The 18,280-nt window shown below is 64.6% G+C and carries 12 protein-coding genes; all 12 read left to right on the top strand.

Annotated elements, in window-relative coordinates:
* The first annotated feature begins 679 nt into the window (after positions 1-679).
* Positions 680-1,141 carry a hydrogenase iron-sulfur subunit gene (locus H567_RS24835; protein WP_084517279.1) on the top strand — a complete coding sequence of 154 codons (462 nt, stop codon included), beginning with the start codon at positions 680-682 and terminating at the stop codon, positions 1,139-1,141.
* A gap of 90 nt (positions 1,142-1,231) precedes the next feature.
* Positions 1,232-1,900: a methylenetetrahydrofolate reductase C-terminal domain-containing protein gene (locus H567_RS0113190; protein ID WP_028321761.1), complete on the top strand. Its 669-nt coding sequence runs from the start codon at positions 1,232-1,234 to the stop codon at positions 1,898-1,900.
* Between the two features lie 7 nt (positions 1,901-1,907).
* On the top strand, positions 1,908-2,828 hold the full coding sequence (locus H567_RS0113185) for a methylenetetrahydrofolate reductase (protein ID WP_035254399.1): 921 nt from the start codon (positions 1,908-1,910) through the stop codon (positions 2,826-2,828).
* Positions 2,829-2,837: 9 nt separating this feature from the next.
* The gene (locus tag H567_RS24830; protein WP_035254397.1) at positions 2,838-4,235 is read left to right on the top strand and encodes a glutamate synthase-related protein; all 1,398 of its coding nucleotides are present in this window, start codon (positions 2,838-2,840) and stop codon (positions 4,233-4,235) included.
* A complete protein-coding gene (locus H567_RS0113175; RefSeq protein ID WP_028321759.1) occupies positions 4,222-5,805 on the top strand; it encodes a glutamate synthase-related protein in 1,584 nt (527 codons plus the stop codon). Before H567_RS24830 ends, H567_RS0113175 begins: the two co-directional genes overlap by 14 nt.
* A gap of 273 nt (positions 5,806-6,078) precedes the next feature.
* A complete protein-coding gene (locus H567_RS24825; RefSeq protein WP_051184831.1) occupies positions 6,079-8,769 on the top strand; it encodes a GltB/FmdC/FwdC-like GXGXG domain-containing protein in 2,691 nt (896 codons plus the stop codon).
* Between the two features lie 203 nt (positions 8,770-8,972).
* Positions 8,973-10,124: a glutamine-hydrolyzing carbamoyl-phosphate synthase small subunit gene (gene carA / locus H567_RS0113165; protein ID WP_028321758.1), complete on the top strand. Its 1,152-nt coding sequence runs from the start codon at positions 8,973-8,975 to the stop codon at positions 10,122-10,124.
* Positions 10,125-10,133: 9 nt separating this feature from the next.
* Complete coding sequence (gene carB, locus H567_RS0113160; RefSeq protein ID WP_028321757.1) at positions 10,134-13,376, top strand: carbamoyl-phosphate synthase large subunit; 3,243 nt, start codon at positions 10,134-10,136, stop codon at positions 13,374-13,376.
* Between the two features lie 105 nt (positions 13,377-13,481).
* Complete coding sequence (gene purF, locus H567_RS0113155) at positions 13,482-14,912, top strand: amidophosphoribosyltransferase (protein WP_051184829.1); 1,431 nt, start codon at positions 13,482-13,484, stop codon at positions 14,910-14,912.
* A 359-nt stretch (positions 14,913-15,271) separates the two neighbouring features.
* Positions 15,272-15,958, top strand: a complete 687-nt coding sequence (locus tag H567_RS0113145) for a response regulator (protein ID WP_028321755.1) — start codon at positions 15,272-15,274, stop codon at positions 15,956-15,958.
* A 4-nt stretch (positions 15,959-15,962) separates the two neighbouring features.
* Entirely contained in the window at positions 15,963-17,759 is a 1,797-nt protein-coding gene (locus tag H567_RS0113140; RefSeq protein ID WP_028321754.1) for an ATP-binding protein, read from the top strand.
* Positions 17,760-17,845: 86 nt separating this feature from the next.
* Positions 17,846-18,274, top strand: coding sequence for an arsenate reductase ArsC (locus tag H567_RS0113135; protein WP_084517277.1), 429 nt, complete (start codon positions 17,846-17,848; stop codon positions 18,272-18,274).
* Positions 18,275-18,280: the final 6 nt, after the last annotated feature.

Here is an 18,280-nt window from a genome sequence, read left to right as displayed (position 1 = left end):
CGGTTCACAATCTTGGAGGCTTTCGTATATTCCCGGAATTGTCAAACTTTGCGTGTCTCCCCGGCAAAGCCGGGGGTTTACTCGTATTAATTATAAGCAAAAAACGTACCACGCCCGGAGATCCCAACCCGCTGAGCGGTTGGACCTCGGGGTTTTGTCCAGCATGTACCTGGTGCCAAACCCATAAAATTGACAGGCGTCGCCCCACACGAACCGTTGACGGCCGGCTCGGCACGTCTATGCCGGGGCGCCCTCTACGAAGGGCACGCATTGCACAAAAACTTGGGACTCTGGCACGGGATTGTGCACCGCCGAAATACGCCCCTCCGCAACCACGAAACAGGCGGCAGCAGACCATCCCCTGGCGATTGCCGCTCCTGGAGCGAACGCAAATCCCGCCCGGGCCCGGCCTTTATCAGTGGCATCCTCTGTGCGAAGACCCCTGCAGGCGAAGGCCCTACCCGGTGGGTGAGCGCCTGCAGCGGCGGTCCGGCCGAATCGATGACATGGACAACCTCGCGAACCTGCCGGGCCCGCGGAGGACGAGCCGAGGATCCGGCCCCTCAGCACCGAGGAGATCTATTAGCCATGCTGATGATTTCCGCAGCTTTTCAATATAACTTAATTATACAAATTAATTATTTATCTTGCATGCAAAAGCAAACTTTGCTAAGCTGTCATGTCAGATCGCTTGCTGAAAGGACTGAACCTCAAGATGAACCAACCGGAGAATCAAACCCTCGCCCTCTTCTATTGCCGGCAGGTGCCCGGCGGCGGCGAGGCCGAACGGCGCGCCCTCGAAAGACGATACAAGGAGGCTCTTCGCCTCTTCCCCATCCCCTGCAGCGGCCGCCTCGAACCCGTGCACCTTCTCAAGGCCCTCGAGGAATTCGCCGACGCAGCCTACGTCATCACCTGCCCTGAAGGGGCCTGCCGCTACTTCGAGGGGAACCGCCGCGCCCGGAAGCGCGTCGCCCGGACCCGCGGAATCCTGGCGGCGATCGGGCTCGAACCCGAACGGGTAGGGCTGATCACGGGCTCCCCCGAAACGCCCCGGACCCTGGCCGAATGGGTGCCGGAGATCTTCCGACAAATCCAACACCTCGCGCCCTCCCCGGTCCTCGCAACAGCCGTGCGGTGAAGCCCATTTCCAGAGCATCGATGCGACAGCCCGTCACGGCGTCTCTGATCGAGCCTGTTCCCCTATTCCACCGATAAGGAGAAGGAGATCATGATTACCGCAGAACAGAAGCCCTTCGATGAAATCAGGGGGATGATCGCCCCTTACAGGCGCCTGCTCGTGCTCGGCTGCGGCAGCTGCGTCGCCGAGTGCGCGGCGGGGGGCGAAAAGGAAACGGCCATGCTGGGCTCGGCCCTTCGCATGGCCGCCAAGATGAACGGGGAGGACGTCCGGATCGAGGAGAAGACCCTCGACCGGCAGTGCGTCCGGGAGTTTGTCGTCCTCCTCGATGAGACCCTCGACCGCTACGATGCGATCCTGTCGCTCGGCTGCGGTGCAGGCGTCCAGGCCGTGGCCGATATGTATCCCGAAATCCCCGTCATTCCCGCCCTCGACACCGAGTTCATCGGAGAGACAAAGGACCAGGGCTACTGGGTGGAAAGCTGCGTCGGCTGCGGCGACTGCATGCTTTACGAGTTCGGCGGCGTCTGCCCTCTCGCCCGCTGCGCCAAGCACCTCCTGAACGGCCCCTGCGGCGGCTCCATGAACGGCCGCTGCGAGGTTGACCCGGAACAGCCCTGTGCCTGGCAGATCATCATCGACCGGCTCGGCCGGTTCGATGCCCTCGAGCGGCTCGAGGCCATCCACCCTCCGAAGGACTGGTCCCGGAAGCAGGGCAGGGGGCCCCGCAAAATCATGAGAGAAGATCAGCAGAGGTGATCCCGATATGAGCCGACTGAAGCATATTCTCGAAAGCGGCGCCTTCGCCGTGACCGCAGAGTGCGGCCCCCCGAAAGGGGCGGACCCCGGCGTCGTCCTGAAGAAGGCCGACATCCTGCGCGGCAGGGTGGACGCCGTCAACGTCACCGACAACCAGACCGCGATCGTGCGCATGTCGAGTCTTGCGGCCTGCAGCCTGCTGAAGGGCGCGGGCCTCGACCCGGTGCTGCAGATGGTGGTGCGGGACCGCAACCGGATCGCCCTCCAATCCGACGTCCTGGGGGCGTCGGCCCTCGGGATCCGGAACCTACTCTGCCTTTCCGGCGACCACCCCTGCTTTGGAAACCAGCCGCAGGCCCTGGGGGTCTTCGATCTCGACTCGATCCAGTTCCTCCAGGCGGTCAAAGCGATGAGGGATGAAGGGCGGATCCTCGGCGGCGAGGCTCTCAGCAGCGCACCGGATCTCTTCATCGGGGCGGCGGCCAACCCCTTCGCCGACCCGCTCCCCTTCCGCGTCGTGCGCCTTGTGAAGAAAATCGCAGCCGGGGCCCAGTTCATCCAGACCCAATGCATCTACAACCTCGAGCGCTTCGTCGAATGGCTCGACCGGGCGCGTGACCGCGGTCTGACGGAAAAGGCCTTCATCCTCGGGGGCCTCACCCCCCTGAAGTCCGCCGCTATGGCCCGGTACATGAAGAACAAGGTCTCCGGCATGGATGTGCCTGACGACATCATCCGGCGCATGGAGGGTGTCCCCAAGGAAAATCAGCGCGAGGAAGGGATCCGGATCTGTGTCGAAACCATCGAGGCCCTCAAGGCGATGCCGGGCGTAAGCGGCGTCCACATCATGGCCATCGAGTGGGAAGAGGCCGTAGGGGAAATCGTCGAACGCGCCCTGCTCCTCCCCCGCTCGGACGCCCCGGCGTAGGAGTCTCCCATGCCCGCAAAATACCTCATCCAGACCAAACCGGAGCCGCACCGCTTCGAACCGCTGACCCCCTCGGGCATCATCGCCTGGGAGGAGGGATGCCTCAAGTGCGCCGTCTGCGTCAAAAAGCTCTGCGTTTACGGCGTCTATGACCGCCGCGGCCTCAACCCCCGGCAGATGATCGAGTCCATCGACAACCAGTGCATGAACTGCATGCGCTGCGTCCAGAGCTGCCCGAGGGAACTCATCCACAAGTCCAGGAACCCGGAATACACGGCGATGGGCGACGCGCACTGGACCCCCGACATCATCGCCCGCCTCTGGTACCAGGCCGAGACGGGGAAGATTCCTGTCTCGGGCGCCGGCTATCCGGGGCCCTTCAGCGGCCCGGGCTTCGACGCCATGTGGACCGATATGTCGGAGATCGTCCGGCCCACCCGCGACGGCATCCACGGCCGCGAGTACATCAGCACCGCCGTCGACCTGGGAAAGGCCCCCGCCCATCTCCTCTTCGACGAGGCGGGCGGCGTGGCCTCAGAAGGCCCGCAGGTCGACGCCATCCCCCTCCCGATCATCCTGCGCCTGCCGCCTTTCGGCGACGGATCCGAGGACACCCTCGAGGGCTGGGCGCTTGCCGCCCGCCGCCTGGGGACCTTTTTCTCGGTTCCCCTCGGCCGGGTCAGGGCCTCCTGGGGGGAGTTCGGCCCCTCTCTGATCCCTGTGCTCGACCCCGGCGTGGACGATCTGCAGCGGGTGCCGAAGTGGTTCAGAATCGTCGAGATGGGCTGGGACGAAGGTTGGCGCGGGCGTTTCGAGCGTCTCCAATCCCTTTTCCCCTCCGCCCTCGCGGCCTTCCGGATACCCCTGGTGCAAGACGCGCAGGAACGGGCCGCGGAGCTTGCCGATGCCGGCGTCCCCATCATCCATCTGGAGGGGGGCGTGGACGGGCGCTGGCGCGACACCGATGCCCGCTACCTGAAGGACGGGATACGCGCGGTGCACCTGCGGCTGGTCGAGATGGGCATCCGGAACCAGATGACACTCCTCGTGAGCGGCGGGATCGCCATGGCCGAACAGGTGGCCAAAAGCATCATCTGCGGGGCGGACGCCGTTTTCATCGATCTTCCGCTCCTCATCGCCCTCGAATGCCGGGTCTGCCGGCGCTGCACAGACGGTCTCCCCTGCCCCGTCGAGATCGGCCGGGCCGCACCGGATTGGGTCGCCTCGCGCGTCGTCAACCTTGTCGGCGCCTGGCACAACCAGCTCCTGGAGGTCATGGGGGCGATGGGGATCCGCGACGCTCGGCGCCTGAGGGGCGAGGTGGGCCGCGCCATGTTTTTCGAACAGCTCGACCGGGAGACCTTCGGGTCCCTCGGCCGGATGGAGGAAGGCTTTGAACTCGAATAACCCCTCCCCCTTTCGATTCCCCGAGGTGGTCCGAACGCCCTCGCGCTTTCGCAACCCGATCGGGAAGTACCGTCTTCACCGCACCTCGGCCTGCATCGCCTGCGGTCTGTGCGTCGAATGCTGCCCCTACCGCGTTCACGTCATGAGGCGCGAACGGGTCGAGGTCGCCCGCGCCTATCTCTGCGTGGGGCACGACTGCAAAGACCCCTGCCACCTAAAATGCCCCGAGGGCGCCCTCAGCCTCAAACGCAGCGTGGATTTCGATACCCTGGGAGACTTCCGCTGGACGCCGGACCTGCTGGCGAGCACCTGGCACATGGCCGAGACCGGCACCGTGCCGCCGGGGGGGCTCGAATACCGCACCGGCGCAGCCGGCGGCGGCTTCGACAAACTGCGGCTGCGCTTCCGGAAGGAGGGCGGCTCAACGGCGGGGGGCGGTGCGAAGGAAGAGAGATCGGCGCCGTGGCCATCGAGTTCAGGCGCCCGAAAGGGAGAAACCGGGTGCCCTCCCAGAGGATCCACCTGGACAGAGGACGGAGACGGGGTGGACGTGGGGGTCGAGCTGAACCGGCGAGGCGACCACGCCCACAGGATCCGCATCGAAGTCCCCTTTTACGGGGGCGGCATGTCCTACGGCTCCGTCAGCATCACCACCATGTTGAGCCGCGTCAAGGCGGCCGCGCTCCTCGGCACCTTCTGCTGCACCGGCGAAGGCGGCTACCCGGACGAGCTCAAACCCTATGACGACCACGTCATCACGCAGGTGGCAACGGGCCTTTTCGGCGTGCGCGAAGAAACCATCCAGCGGGTCCGGATCGTCGAATTCAAATACGCGCAGGGGGCCAAACCGGGCCTCGGCGGTCACCTCCTCGGGGACAAGGTCACCCCGGGGGTCGCGCGCATGCGCGAGGCGGTGGCGGGGCACCCGCTTTTCTCGCCCTTCCCGTTCCACAGCGTCTATTCCGTCGAGGACCACAAGAAGCATGTCGACTGGATCAAGGCGATCAACCCCAAGGCCCTCGTCTCGGTCAAGGTCTCGACCCCCACCGACGTCGACATGGTGGCGGTCGGGAGCTACTACGCCGGTGCCCACATCATCCACCTCGACGGAAGCTACGGCGGTACGGGGGCCGCACCCGACATCGCCAAGAAGAACATCGCCATGCCGCTCGAGTACGCGGTCCCGAGGGTCCACCGCTTCCTGCAGGAAGAGGGTGTCCGCGACCAGGTCACGGTCATCGCCAGCGGCGGCATCCGCACGCCGCACGACCTCGCCAAGATCATCGCCCTCGGAGCGGACGGGATCTGCACCGGCACCGCAGACCTCGTCGCCCTCGAGTGCATCCGCTGCCACAACTGCGAGAGCGGGCGGGGCTGCGCCCGGGGGATCGCGACGACGGACCCGGAGCTCATGCATTTGATAGACTTCGACTGGGGCACCCAGCGCATCGTCAACCTGTTCACCGCCTGGCGCAGGGAGCTCGTGCGCATCCTCCAAAGGTTCGGCATGCGGAGCCTCTCCGAACTCGTGGGGCAAACGGACTGCCTGGCGCATCTGGATTACCGGTGAACATTTCCGGCGCAGGGCCGCCGATCATTCACGGACCGCCTGAGGACGCCCGGTCAACGGAAAATAGGGCCTTTTTGCGCCGCAGCACCGGCGAAAATGATTTCCCGATAAAACCCGGTTTCCAAGCCCGAAATGAGGATTTTTAGCCAATATCAAGGAAATCAAGCGTTTGCGCGGAGGCGACCTGTAGGTCGCCGCACAAGCAAACGTGCAGATTGACGCCGAGATTGGCTAAAAAGACCATTTCCGGCCGGAAACCTAAAGAGGCAGATCATGCAAGACGCCCGAACTATAGAACGGATCATCCGCAGCCGCAAACCCCTCCTCGACGGCCTCGAGCGACGCGAGCGCTTCGAGACCGAGGCCGAAGGAGGCTGCGGGGTGACGGGATTCGCCTGCAGCATCCCGGTCAGGGGCCGGCACATCTTCGAACCCTCCAAACAGATGCACAACCGGGGGAACGGCCGCGGCGGCGGCATTGCCGCCATGGGGTTCGACCCCCGCATGCTCGGCGTCTCCCGGGAGATCCTGGACGAGGACTACATCCTCCAGATCGCCGTGATGGAAGAAAACGTCATCCGGGGCCTGGAGGAAAAGTGGATCACCCCTCACTTCGATGTGCACCTGAGCGAGAAGATCCCCCACGTCGAAGACTACCGCGACATCCGGGGGCTGGACGTCCGCCCCCCCGACGTCTGGCGCTATTTCGTACGGGTCAAACCACCTGCGCTCTTGGCCTTCCAGACCCAGAATGGCCTCGACGGCCTGCCGGCGCGCCGGGCCGAGGACGAATTCGTCTACCGGAACAGCTTCGGCATCAACCGGACCTACTACGACGCCTACGGCAGGCAGCGCGCCTTCGTCCTCTCCCACGGCCGGAATTTCTTCATCCTGAAGATCGTCGGCTACGCCGAGAAGGTCGTCCAGTACTACCAGCTCGAAAACTTCAAGGCCCACGTCTGGATCGCCCACCAGCGCTACCCCACCAAGGGCCGGGTCTGGCACCCGGGCGGCGCGCACCCCTTCATCGGCCTGAACGAGGCCCTGGTTCACAACGGGGATTTCGCCAACTACCACTCCGTAGCCGAATACCTCAGTCAGCGGAACATTCGGCCCCTGTTCCTGACCGACACCGAGGTCTCGGTGCTCCTTTTCGACCTCTACAGCCGCACCTACGGCTATCCGCTCGAATACGTCATCGAGGCCCTGGCCCCCACCATGGAGCGGGACTTCGATCAGCTGCCGCCCGAAAAGCAGGCGGTCTACCGCGCCCTCCAGGCCGCGCACATCCACGGGTCTCCCGACGGCCCCTGGTTCTTCATCATTGCCAGAAACGATACGGATAACCGCCGGCTGCAGTTGATCGGCATCACCGACACCGCCATGCTGCGCCCCCAGGTCTTCGCGCTTCACGACGGGCAGGTGCAGGTGGGCCTCGTCTGCTCGGAAAAGCAAGCGATCGACGCCACCCTGAAGAGCCTCTCGGACGAGGACCCGCGCATCGGCACCGTGGCCGATCTCTATTGGAACGCCCGCGGGGGCAGCCACACCGACGGCGGCGCCTTCCTCTTCAATCTGGACCTCCAGGACGAGGGGAACCCGCTCGAGCGCCGCCTCACCTGCAGCGACAAATTCGGGCGGGAGATCCGGGTGCCGCCCGGCCAAACCCCTTATCTGCCCGGGCGGGTCTATTACCTGATGGAGGGCGAAGGCAGCGGACGATTCGACATCGCCTCTTTCTTCGAGCTGCAGCGCCCCGATCTTCTCTACCGTTACGTCCGCGACGGCATCGCCGCCTGGGACTACGCCGACCTCTTCGACTGCCTGCAGGAGATCAAGTCCTGGGCCCTCAAGGGCGACGCCCATTTCGAGGCGGCCCTCCAGTGCCTCACGGACCTGATCGACCGGCGCTACCCGACCTTCGACAAGAAGCGCCGTTCGGTCCTGCAACTCCTCAACCAGACCCTCGAGACGATCCTGCGCCATTTCCCGTCGCTCGACCGGGAGGAGGACCGGAGCGCCTATCGCCTGATCGACTGGGAGACCCGCAGGTTCTTCCGCGGACCCGCCTATGGGGAAAAGGTGCTGGTCATCGATGCAGCGCTCTTTCCGCCCGAAGGAGACCACTGCGACAGCCGCCTCATGGCCGAGGCCTATCACCGCGGGTGGCGCCGCTTCATCGTCTTCGGCCTGAAAGGTCAGCGCTTTCACGGGTGCGGGTTCGGCCCCGATTCGGGCGGCGTCCGCATCGATATCTATGGCAGCTCCGGAGACTACCTGGCCTCGGGGATCGACGGCATGCAGATCCGCGTGCATGGAAACGCCCAGGACCAGCTCGGGCAGATCATAAAGTCCGGCAAGCTCGTCATCTACGGCGACACCGGCCAGACCTTCATGTACGGCGCCAAGGGCGGGGAAGTCTACGTGATGGGAAACGCGGCCGGCAGGCCGCTCATCAACGCCGTCGGACGGCCCAGGGTCGTCATCAACGGCACCTGCCTCGACTACCTGGCCGAGTCCTTCATGGCGGGCGACCCTCACAACGGCGGCGGCTTCGTGATCCTGAACGGGGTCCACTTCGACGCGGAAGGCCGCGTCGTCCCCCAGCCGACCCCTTATCCCGGATCGAACCTGTTTTCCCTCGCCTCCGGCGGCGCCATTTACATCAGAGACCCTTGGCGGACCGTGGACGCCCAGCAACTGAACGGAGGGGAGATCGCACCGCTGGAGGACAGAGACTGGCGGCTCGTCCTGCCCTATTTGAAGGAGAACGAGGCGCTCTTCGGGATCTCGGTCGAAGAGGACCTCCTGCAGATCGAGGGCGAACGAAGGGCCCCGAGCGAGGTCTACTGCAAGATCGTCCCGCGATCCGCCGTGCAGAAGGCCCTCCAGAAAGACGGCCTCGATGAGTGGGTCGAACCGCAGACCCCTAAAGCGCTGGCTGCCGGTGCCGGGTGTCTGTGACAGCGGGTATATCCTGTTGACATAGACTGGACATATCCTTCATTATGATTGTTTGAGGTTTTTGAGGTCCGGCCCGGGACCCCTCCGGGGGAGCCGACCCGAACCCCCAAGGTCATCCGAAGCCATTCCCGGCCCGCTTTTCAGGCATCGGGAAGCAGCCGATTTCAAAACAGACCCGGCGCCATTAGCCCGGTACGCAGCCTATGAAAGCATTGCTTGCACTCGAAGACGGCACCCTCTTTCCCGGCCGATCGTTCACCGGCCCCGCCGAGGCGGTGGGCGAGGTCGTGTTCAACACCAGCATGTCCGGCTACCAGGAGGTCCTCACGGACCCGTCCTACTGCGGGCAAATGGTGACCATGACCTACCCCCTCATGGGAAACTACGGCGTCAACGACGAGGACGTGGAATCCGACCGGATCCAGGTGCGGGCCTTCCTGGTGCGGGAATACCAGGAATACCCCAGCAACTGGCGCTCGAAGGGGAGCCTGGCGGAGTATCTCACCGCCGCCGGGATCCCCGGCCTCGAGGGAATCGACACGCGGGCCCTCACGCGGCACCTGCGCGTATCGGGTGCCATGAGGGGGGCGCTATCGACCCGCGATCTCGACCCTCATTCCCTGGTCGAAAAGGCGCGGCAGGCCCCCGACATGCTCGGCCTCGATCTGGTGCGCGAAGTCACCTGCCGGCGGCCCATGCTCTGGACCGAGGGGAACCCCTCCCCCATCGAGGGCGGACTCGAGGGCTTCCGGTGGCCGGAACGCCCCGGCGCCTGGCGCGTCGTGGCGATGGATTTCGGCGTCAAATACAACATCCTCCGCTCCCTCGCGCAGCGCGGCTGCACGATCCTGATGGTGCCCGCCGACACGCCGGGTGCGCTGATCGACCGCCTCGACCCGGACGGCCTCTTCCTCAGCAACGGACCGGGCGACCCGGCGGCCGTCACCTACGGAATCGCCTCCATCCGGGACCAGCTCGGCAAGCGTCCGATCTTCGGCATCTGCCTCGGCCACCAGCTCATCGGGCTCGCCTTGGGCGGCACCTCGTTCAAGCTCAAGTTCGGGCACCGCGGCGGCAACCAGCCCGTCCAGGACCTGACGACGGGCAAGGTCGAGATCACCTCCCAGAACCACGGGTTCTGCGTCGACATGGGCTCGCTCGCCGAAAAGGACGTGGAAGTCACCCACGTCAATCTGAACGACGGCACCCTGGAGGGCCTCGTCCACAAGCGGATCCCGCTCTTCTCGGTCCAGTACCACCCCGAGGCCTCCCCGGGGCCCCACGACGCCGCGTATCTCTTCGACCGCTTCATCGCCCTCATGAAGCGCCACCGCAACCCCAAGCCGCAGCCCTGAATCCGGACCATGCCAAAGCGAACAGACATCCAGAAGATCCTCATCATCGGGTCAGGCCCCATCGTCATCGGGCAGGCCTGCGAGTTCGACTACTCGGGCACCCAGGCCTGCAAGGCCCTGAAAGAGGAAGGCTACGAGGTGGTGCTGATCAACAGCAACCCCGCCACCATCATGACCGACCCCGAGACGGCGCACCGGACCTATATCGAGCCCATCACCCCCGAGATGGTCGTCCAGATCCTCGAAAGGGAAAGGCCCCAGGCCATCCTGCCGACCCTCGGCGGGCAGACGGGCCTGAACACCGCCGTCAAGGTGGCGGAGACGGGGGCCCTCGAAAGGCTCGGGGTGGAGATGATCGGGGCCTCGCTCCCCGTCATTCTGAAGGCCGAAGACCGGGAGCAGTTCCGCGACGCCATGGAGCGGATCGGCCTCCGGGTCCCCCGGAGCGACATCGTCCGCAACATGGAACAGGCACGCGCCGCGGCCGCGCGAATCGGGTACCCGCTCATCATCCGGGCCAGCTTCACCCTGGGCGGGATCGGGAGCGGCATCGCCTACAACCAGGAGGAGATGGAAGCCCTCGCCTCGTCCGGGCTCGCCGCCAGCATGATCACCGAGATCATCATGGAGGAGTCCCTCATCGGCTGGAAGGAGTTCGAGCTGGAGGTGATGCGGGATTTCAAGGACAACGTGGTGATCATCTGCTCCATCGAAAATCTCGACCCCATGGGGGTGCACACGGGCGACAGCATCACCGTGGCCCCTGCGCAGACCCTGACGGATCGGGAATACCAGACGATGCGCGATGCGGCCATCCGCATCATCCGCGAGATCGGGGTCGAGACCGGCGGCTCCAACATCCAGTTCGCCGTGCACCCCCGGACCGGGGAGATGGTGGTGATCGAGATGAACCCGCGCGTTTCGCGCAGCTCCGCCCTCGCCTCCAAGGCGACCGGCTTCCCCATCGCGAAGATCGCCGCGAAGCTCGCCGTCGGGTACACCCTGGACGAGATCCCCAACGACATCACGCGCGAGACCCGCGCCTCCTTCGAGCCCACCATCGACTACTGCGTCGTCAAGATCCCCCGCTGGACCTTCGAGAAGTTCCCCGGCGCCCGGGACCTCCTGACCACCTCGATGAAATCGGTGGGGGAAACCATGGCCATCGGCCGGACCTTCAAGGAGGCGCTCCAGAAGGCCGTCCGCTCGCTCGAGATCGGGCGCTCCGGCTTCGGGGCGGACAGCCCCCGAAGTTTCGAGCCGCCCCCGGACCCGCACGAGGTGGAAGAAAAGCTGATCCACCCGAACTCGCGGCGCCTCTTTTACATCCGCGAGGCCTTCCGCCTGGGAATGGACATCGGCCGGGTCCACGCCTTGACGCGCATCGACCCCTGGTTCCTCTTCCACCTGCAGCAGATCTTCGCGACGGAAAACCGCATCCGCGCGCGTGCCGCGGCCGGTGAACGGCTCGAGGACTGGGACGCCGGCGAATGGCAGGACGTCAAGGCCTGCGGCTTTTCGGACCGGCAGCTCGCCCTCCTGCACGGCATCACAGAAGAGGCCGTCCGGACCGTGCGCTTCGCCAAAGGGGTGGAGCCGGTCTACAAGCTGGTCGACACCTGCGCGGCGGAGTTCGAGGCCTACACACCCTACTTCTACTCCACCTACGAGCAGGAAAACGAGATCCGCCGCTCGGACCGGCGGAAGGTCATGATCCTCGGCGGCGGGCCGAACCGGATCGGCCAGGGGATCGAGTTCGACTACTGCTGTGTGCAGGCCTCGATGGCGCTCCGGGAACTCGGGATCAAGAGCATCATGGTCAACAGCAATCCCGAGACCGTGAGCACCGACTACGACACATCGGACAAGCTCTATTTCGAGCCGCTGACGACGGAAGACGTCCTCCACCTGGTGCGCCAGGAGCAGCCCGAAGGGGTCATCGTCCAGTTCGGCGGGCAGACCCCGCTCAACATCTCCGTGCCCCTGGCCGAGGCCGGCGTACCCATCCTCGGCACCTCCCCCGACAGCATCGACCGCGCCGAGGACCGCGAGCGCTTCCAGGTGCTTCTCCGGAAGCTCGGCATCCTCCAGCCCGAAAACGGCATCGCCGTCACCCCGGAGCAGGCCGTGCAGGTCGCCCGCACCATCGGATTCCCCGTGGTGGTGCGCCCGTCGTTCGTCCTCGGCGGCCGGGCCATGGAGATCGTCTATGACGAACAGGATCTCCTCTACTACATGACCTCGGCCGTGGACGTCTCGCCCGGGAAGCCCATCCTGATCGACCGTTTCCTCGAAGACGCCACCGAGATCGACGTGGACGCCCTGTCGGACGGGCGGGACACCCTGATCGGCGGGATCATGGAGCACATCGAGGAGGCCGGGATCCACAGCGGGGACAGCGCCTGCGTGCTCCCGCCCATGTCCCTCCCGCCCGCCGTCCTCGACGAACTGAAGCGGCACACCTGCGCCCTCGCGAGGGAACTCGGGGTGGTGGGCCTCATGAACATCCAGTATGCGGTCAAGGACGGCGTCGTCTATGTACTCGAAGTGAACCCGCGCGCCTCCCGCACCGTGCCCTTCGTCAGCAAGGCCACCGGCGTGCCGCTTGCGCGGCTCGCCACCCGGGTGATCATGGGGGCCGCGCTGAAGGATCTCGGGTTGAGGGAAGAAGCCGCTCCCGCGCACGTCTCCTGCAAGGAATCGGTCTTTCCCTTTTCACGCTTCCCCGACGTCGACACCGTGCTCGGGCCGGAGATGAAATCGACGGGCGAGGTGATGGGCATCGACGCGACCTTCGGGCGTGCCTTCGCGAAGTCCCAGCTGGCCGCCGGGCAGCGGCTTCCGCTCGCCGGCAGGGTGTTCGTGAGCGTCCGCGACTCCGACAAGCGCGACAGTCTGATCAAGGCGTCCCAGCTGCTGGCCGGGCTCGGCTTCGAGATCCTGGCCACGCACGGGACATCCCGTTTTCTGGAAGGGCACGGCATCGCCAACACCCCGGTCAACAAGGTCCGTGAAGGGCGGCCGCACATTCTCGACATGATCAAGAACAGGGAGATCGCCCTGGTGATCAACACCACCAGCAGCAAAAAGGCCGTTTCGGAATCCTCGGCCATCCGGCGGGCGGCCCTCGCCCTCGACCTCCCCTACACGACGACCCTCGCGGGCGCGAAGGCGACGGCGCTCGCCATCGAGGCCATGGTCCAGGGGGATCTGGCGGTGAAGACCATCCAGGAGTACCACACCCAACCTTAACCTCAAACCAGGGGAAGCGCTCCGGCAGGTTCGGCCCTGCCCCGGGTGCAGCAAGCCCCTTGAAACGATTGGAATCGAACCGTGCCGACCGATACCCGAGATCCGATGAAGCCCTGCGCGGATGGCCTCTGTCTGCGGCCCCACCTCCTTGAAGACCGGCCGCACGACGAGTGCGGCATCTTTGCCGTCTACAACCATGAGGACGCCGCCAAGCTGACCTATTTCGGCCTCTACGCCTTGCAGCACCGCGGGCAGGAAAGCGCCGGGATCGTCACCTCCGACGGCCGGCGCGTCCAGGAGCACAAGGCCATGGGGCTCGTCCACGACATCTTCGACGAGCCGATCCTGAACCGCCTCAAGGGGCACATGGCGCTCGGGCACGTGCGCTACTCCACGACCGGCTCCTCGCTCCTCGTAAACGCGCAGCCCTTCCGCGTCCAGTTCTCGGGCCATTCCCTCGCCATCGCCCACAACGGCAACCTCGTCAACGCCAGGCAGATCCGCTCGGAGCTCGAAGATCAGGGCTCCATCTTCCAAACCAGCATGGACAGCGAGGTGGTCCTCCATCTGGTCGCCAAAAGCCTGCGGGACGGCCTCGAAAAGGCCCTCACCGAGACCATGCAGCGGGTCAAGGGCGCCTATTCGATGGTCCTCATGACGGAAGACAGCCTCGTGGCGGTGAGGGATCCCAACGGATTCCGGCCCCTCTGCCTCGGGAAGGTCAACTCGAGCTACGTCATCACCTCGGAAAGCTGCGCCCTGGACCTGATCGAGGCCGAATTCATCCGGGAGATCGCCCCGGGGGAGATCCTCATCATCGACGCGGACGGGCTCCGGAGCATCCCGGCGGCCGTCTCCTGCCCCAAAAGCCAGTGCATCTTCGAGTTGATCTACTTCGCGCGGCCCGACAGCACGATCTTCGGACAGAACGTCTACCTCTTCCGCAAGCGGCAGGGCGAGCTGCTGGCGGAGGAATTCCCGCGCGACGTCGACTTCGTCATGCCCTTTCCAGACTCGGGCAATTACGCCGCCCTCGGCTATGCGCAGGCCTCGGGCCTCCCTCTCGAAATGGGCGTCATCCGGAACCACTACGTCGGCCGGACCTTCATCCAGCCCTCGCAGAGCATGCGGGACTTCGGGGTCAAGGTCAAACTGAACCCGGTGAAGGAGATGCTCAAAGACAGGCGGGTGCTGATCATCGAGGATTCCATCATCCGCGGCACGACGGCCCGCACCCGCATCCAGACGCTTCGCAAGATCGGGGCCCGCGAGGTGCACATGCTGGTCAGCTGCCCCCCGCACCGCTTCCCCTGCCACTACGGAATCGATTTCACCACCCGCGGCGAGTTGATCGCCGCCGAGAATTCGGTCGATGAGATCCGGGACTATATCGGCCTCGACAGCCTCGGCTACCTCCACATCGAAAACCTCGTCCGGGCCACCGTCATCCCGCGTTCCGAACTCTGCCTGGCCTGCTTCGACGGCTGCTACCCGGTCCCCATCGACGAGCAATTCTCGAAGACCTGCATGGAATAAACACACCAGAAGCGACAACAAAAGGGGGCGGCATTCTTTTTTGCAGGACAATGACTGCATCCGCCCCGCTTCCATTTTCTAACACCTTTCTTGCGTGATTCTAACATTCGCTGTATATTCTGCTGATTATTCACGTTTCGATCTGGAGTCCGCCGGGAAACGAGGCTTCGGGCACGAAACAGGTTCCAGATCAGTCCCACCCCTTCGCGGCGGGTCCCGGTCTGGCCAAGATGAGGGAAATCAAGCGGCTGCGCTGAGGCGTGCGGATAGGTCGCCGGACACGCCATCGCGCGGATGGACGCCCAGATTGAACCAAAAGATTCCTTTCGGACCGAAACGGCCGATGAAGGCGAAGAGCCATGCCGACACAACAGATCCTCGTCGTCGATGACGAAGCGGACATCCTGGAACTGGTCCGTTTCAATCTTTCCAGGGAAGGCTTCCAAATCACCTGTGCCGAAACCGGGGAGGAGGCCCTGAAGCTGGTCAAGGCAAACCCGCCGGACATCCTGCTCCTCGATCTGATGCTCCCGGGGATCGACGGGCTGGAGGTCGCCCGCCTGATCAAATATGATCCGAAGATCCGGCACATCCCGATCATCATGCTGACCGCCAAGGGAGAGGAGACGGACGTCGTCACCGGACTCGAGCTGGGGGCGGACGACTATGTCACCAAGCCGTTCAGCCCGCGCGTCCTGACCGCCCGGGTCAAGGCCGTGCTCCGTCGCAAAACCCCGCCTGAGCCCGACCCCGAAGGCGTGCTGCGAATCCACGACCTCGTCATCCACCCCGGGCGGCACGAGGTCCTCCTGAACGGCGAACCGCTGCAGCTGACCTTCAGCGAATTCGAGATCCTGAATTATCTGGCCCGCAGGCCCGGCTGGGTCTTTACGCGCGCACAGATCGTCGATGCGGTTCGTGGAGACGACTACCCGGTTACGGACCGATCGGTCGACGTCCAAATCGTCGGCCTTCGGAAAAAACTCGGGGGCGCAGGACACTACATCGAAACGGTGCGCGGCGTCGGGTACCGCTTCAAGGAATAGATCGATGGCGAAAAGAAGGCGGCTCATCTGGCAGCTCTACCCTTCCTATCTTCTCATCACCCTCCTCTCTATCATGGCCTCCGCCTGGTTCGCCACACACCTGCTCACCGGTTTCATCTTCGACCAAGCCCTCCAGGACCTCGGCATCCGCGCCGGCATGGTCTCCCCCCAGATCCTGCAACACCTCGATCCGCTCAACGAAGCTGCGGTCGATCAGTTTTGCAAGACCACCGGACGGATGAGCACCACCCGGCTGACGGTCCTCTTGGCCGACGGCCGGGTCATCGGCGACTCCCGTGAAGATCCGGGCAACATGGACAACCATCTCGACCGGCCCGAGATCAAGCAGGCAGCCGTCACAGGATTCGGTCACGTCCAGCGCTTCAGCCGCACAACGGATTACCATTTTCTGTATGCAGCCCTGCCCCTTTTCAAGGAAGGCCGCATGATGGGTTTCGTGAGGGCCGCCACCCCGATCGATCACATCAAGGAAACGGTCCGGAAAGCGAAGGTGCGAATGGTCGAGGGCGGAGTGCTGACGGCGGTTCTCGCTGCCCTTCTGGCCTTTCTGGTCTCGCGCCGGACCGTGCGCCCCATGAATATCCTCAGGGAATGGGCCGAAGGACTTTCGGCTGGAAACGCCCCATCGAGGCCCCCTGTTGAAAAGGGCGGAACGGAAATCGCCTCCCTGGCGGAAGCGATTTACGGGATGGCCCTGGAGCTCCGCGGCCGTATCCTTGCCGCCACCCAGCAGCGCAACGAAATGGAGGCGATCCTGGCCAGCATGGCAGACGGTGTGATCGCACTCGATATGGACGAACGGATCTTGACCCTGAACGCTGCGGCGGGGGTCATGCTCGGATGGACCCCGCAGGATGCACGCGGACGCAGCCTTCAGGAGGTGGCCCGCTACCCGGGCCTGCAGCGGTTCGCGAGGGACACCATCGAGCAGCGCAGGCCCATCGAACAGGAACTGGTCCTGGCCGGCAATACCCAGCGCTTTCTGAAAGCCGGCAGTTCGATCCTCCGCGACGGGGAGGGCCGGCAAATAGGCGTCCTCATCGTCCTGAACGATGTGACCCGGCTGCGTCAACTGGAGAATGTGCGCCGGGATTTCGTCGCCAATGTCTCCCATGAGCTCAGAACCCCCTTGACGGCGATCAAGGGATTCGTGGAAACCCTGAAGGAAGGCGCCCTCACGGAGCCGGAAAACGCACAGAGGTTCCTCGGGATTATCGAGAAGCACGTGGCCCGCCTCGAAGCCATCATCAAGGACCTGCTGAGCCTGTCGCGGATCGAAAAAGAGACGGAAAGCGGGGAGGTTCGTCTGACCAGAGGGCGGCTGCTCGACGTCATTCAGACGGCGGTGCAGGTCTGTGCAGAACCCGCCCGGCTGAAGGACATCCGGTTGGACATCCGCTGCCCGGCGGATCTCGAGGTCGGCATGGACCCCCTGAGGCTCGAGCAGGCCATCGTCAACCTCCTGGACAATGCCATCAAGTACAGCGACCCGGGCAAAGAGGTGCGGATCGAGGGCCACACAACACCCGAGGGCGCCGAACTCCGAATCAGCGACCAAGGCTACGGCATCCCGAAGGAACACCTCTCGCGCATCTTCGAGCGCTTCTACCGCGTCGACAAGGCACGCAGCAGGCAGGAGGGGGGGACGGGACTGGGCCTGGCCATCGTGAAGCACATCGTCCAGGCCCACGGCGGCCGATTGGAGGTCGAAAGCACGTTGGGCAAAGGCAGCACCTTCAACATCGTCCTCAAAGAACCCCCGCCCGCCCGCGCCGGGTGACTTGCGGAGGCGCCCCGGAGCTCCCCCGGACCCACCCCCATCCGGGGATCAACCGATGATCTCATAGCTGGAGGCATCCTGCACCCATGGATTTGGAACGGAAGACCATTCTGTTCGTCTGTACGCACAACTCCGCCCGATCGCAAATGGCCGAGGCGCTCGTCAACCATCTCTACGGCGACCGCTATCAGGCCTTCAGCGCCGGCACCGAACCGACAGAGGTCCACCCGATCGCCCGCCGGGCGATGTCAGAGCTCGGGATGGATCTCAGCCGGCAGCAGTCGAAATCGATCGACCGTTTCCTGGGCCGGGATTTCGACTGGGTCGTCACCCTTTGCGACCATGCGCGCGAGTCGTGCCCGGTCTTCCCGGCCGGATACAAGCGGGTCCACATGGGCTTCAGGGACCCGGCCGCCGCCCAAGGGGATGACGAGGAAACGCTCGAGGCCTTCCGAACGGTGCGGGACGAGATCAAGGAATGGTTCGAAAAGACGGTCCTGCGGACGGATGAATGATCGGCG

This window comes from Desulfatiglans anilini DSM 4660, from assembly GCF_000422285.1.
Classification (GTDB): domain Bacteria; phylum Desulfobacterota; class DSM-4660; order Desulfatiglandales; family Desulfatiglandaceae; genus Desulfatiglans; species Desulfatiglans anilini.
Note: the sequence above shows the minus strand (reverse complement) of the source record. Positions and strands in the feature narration are given on the sequence as shown.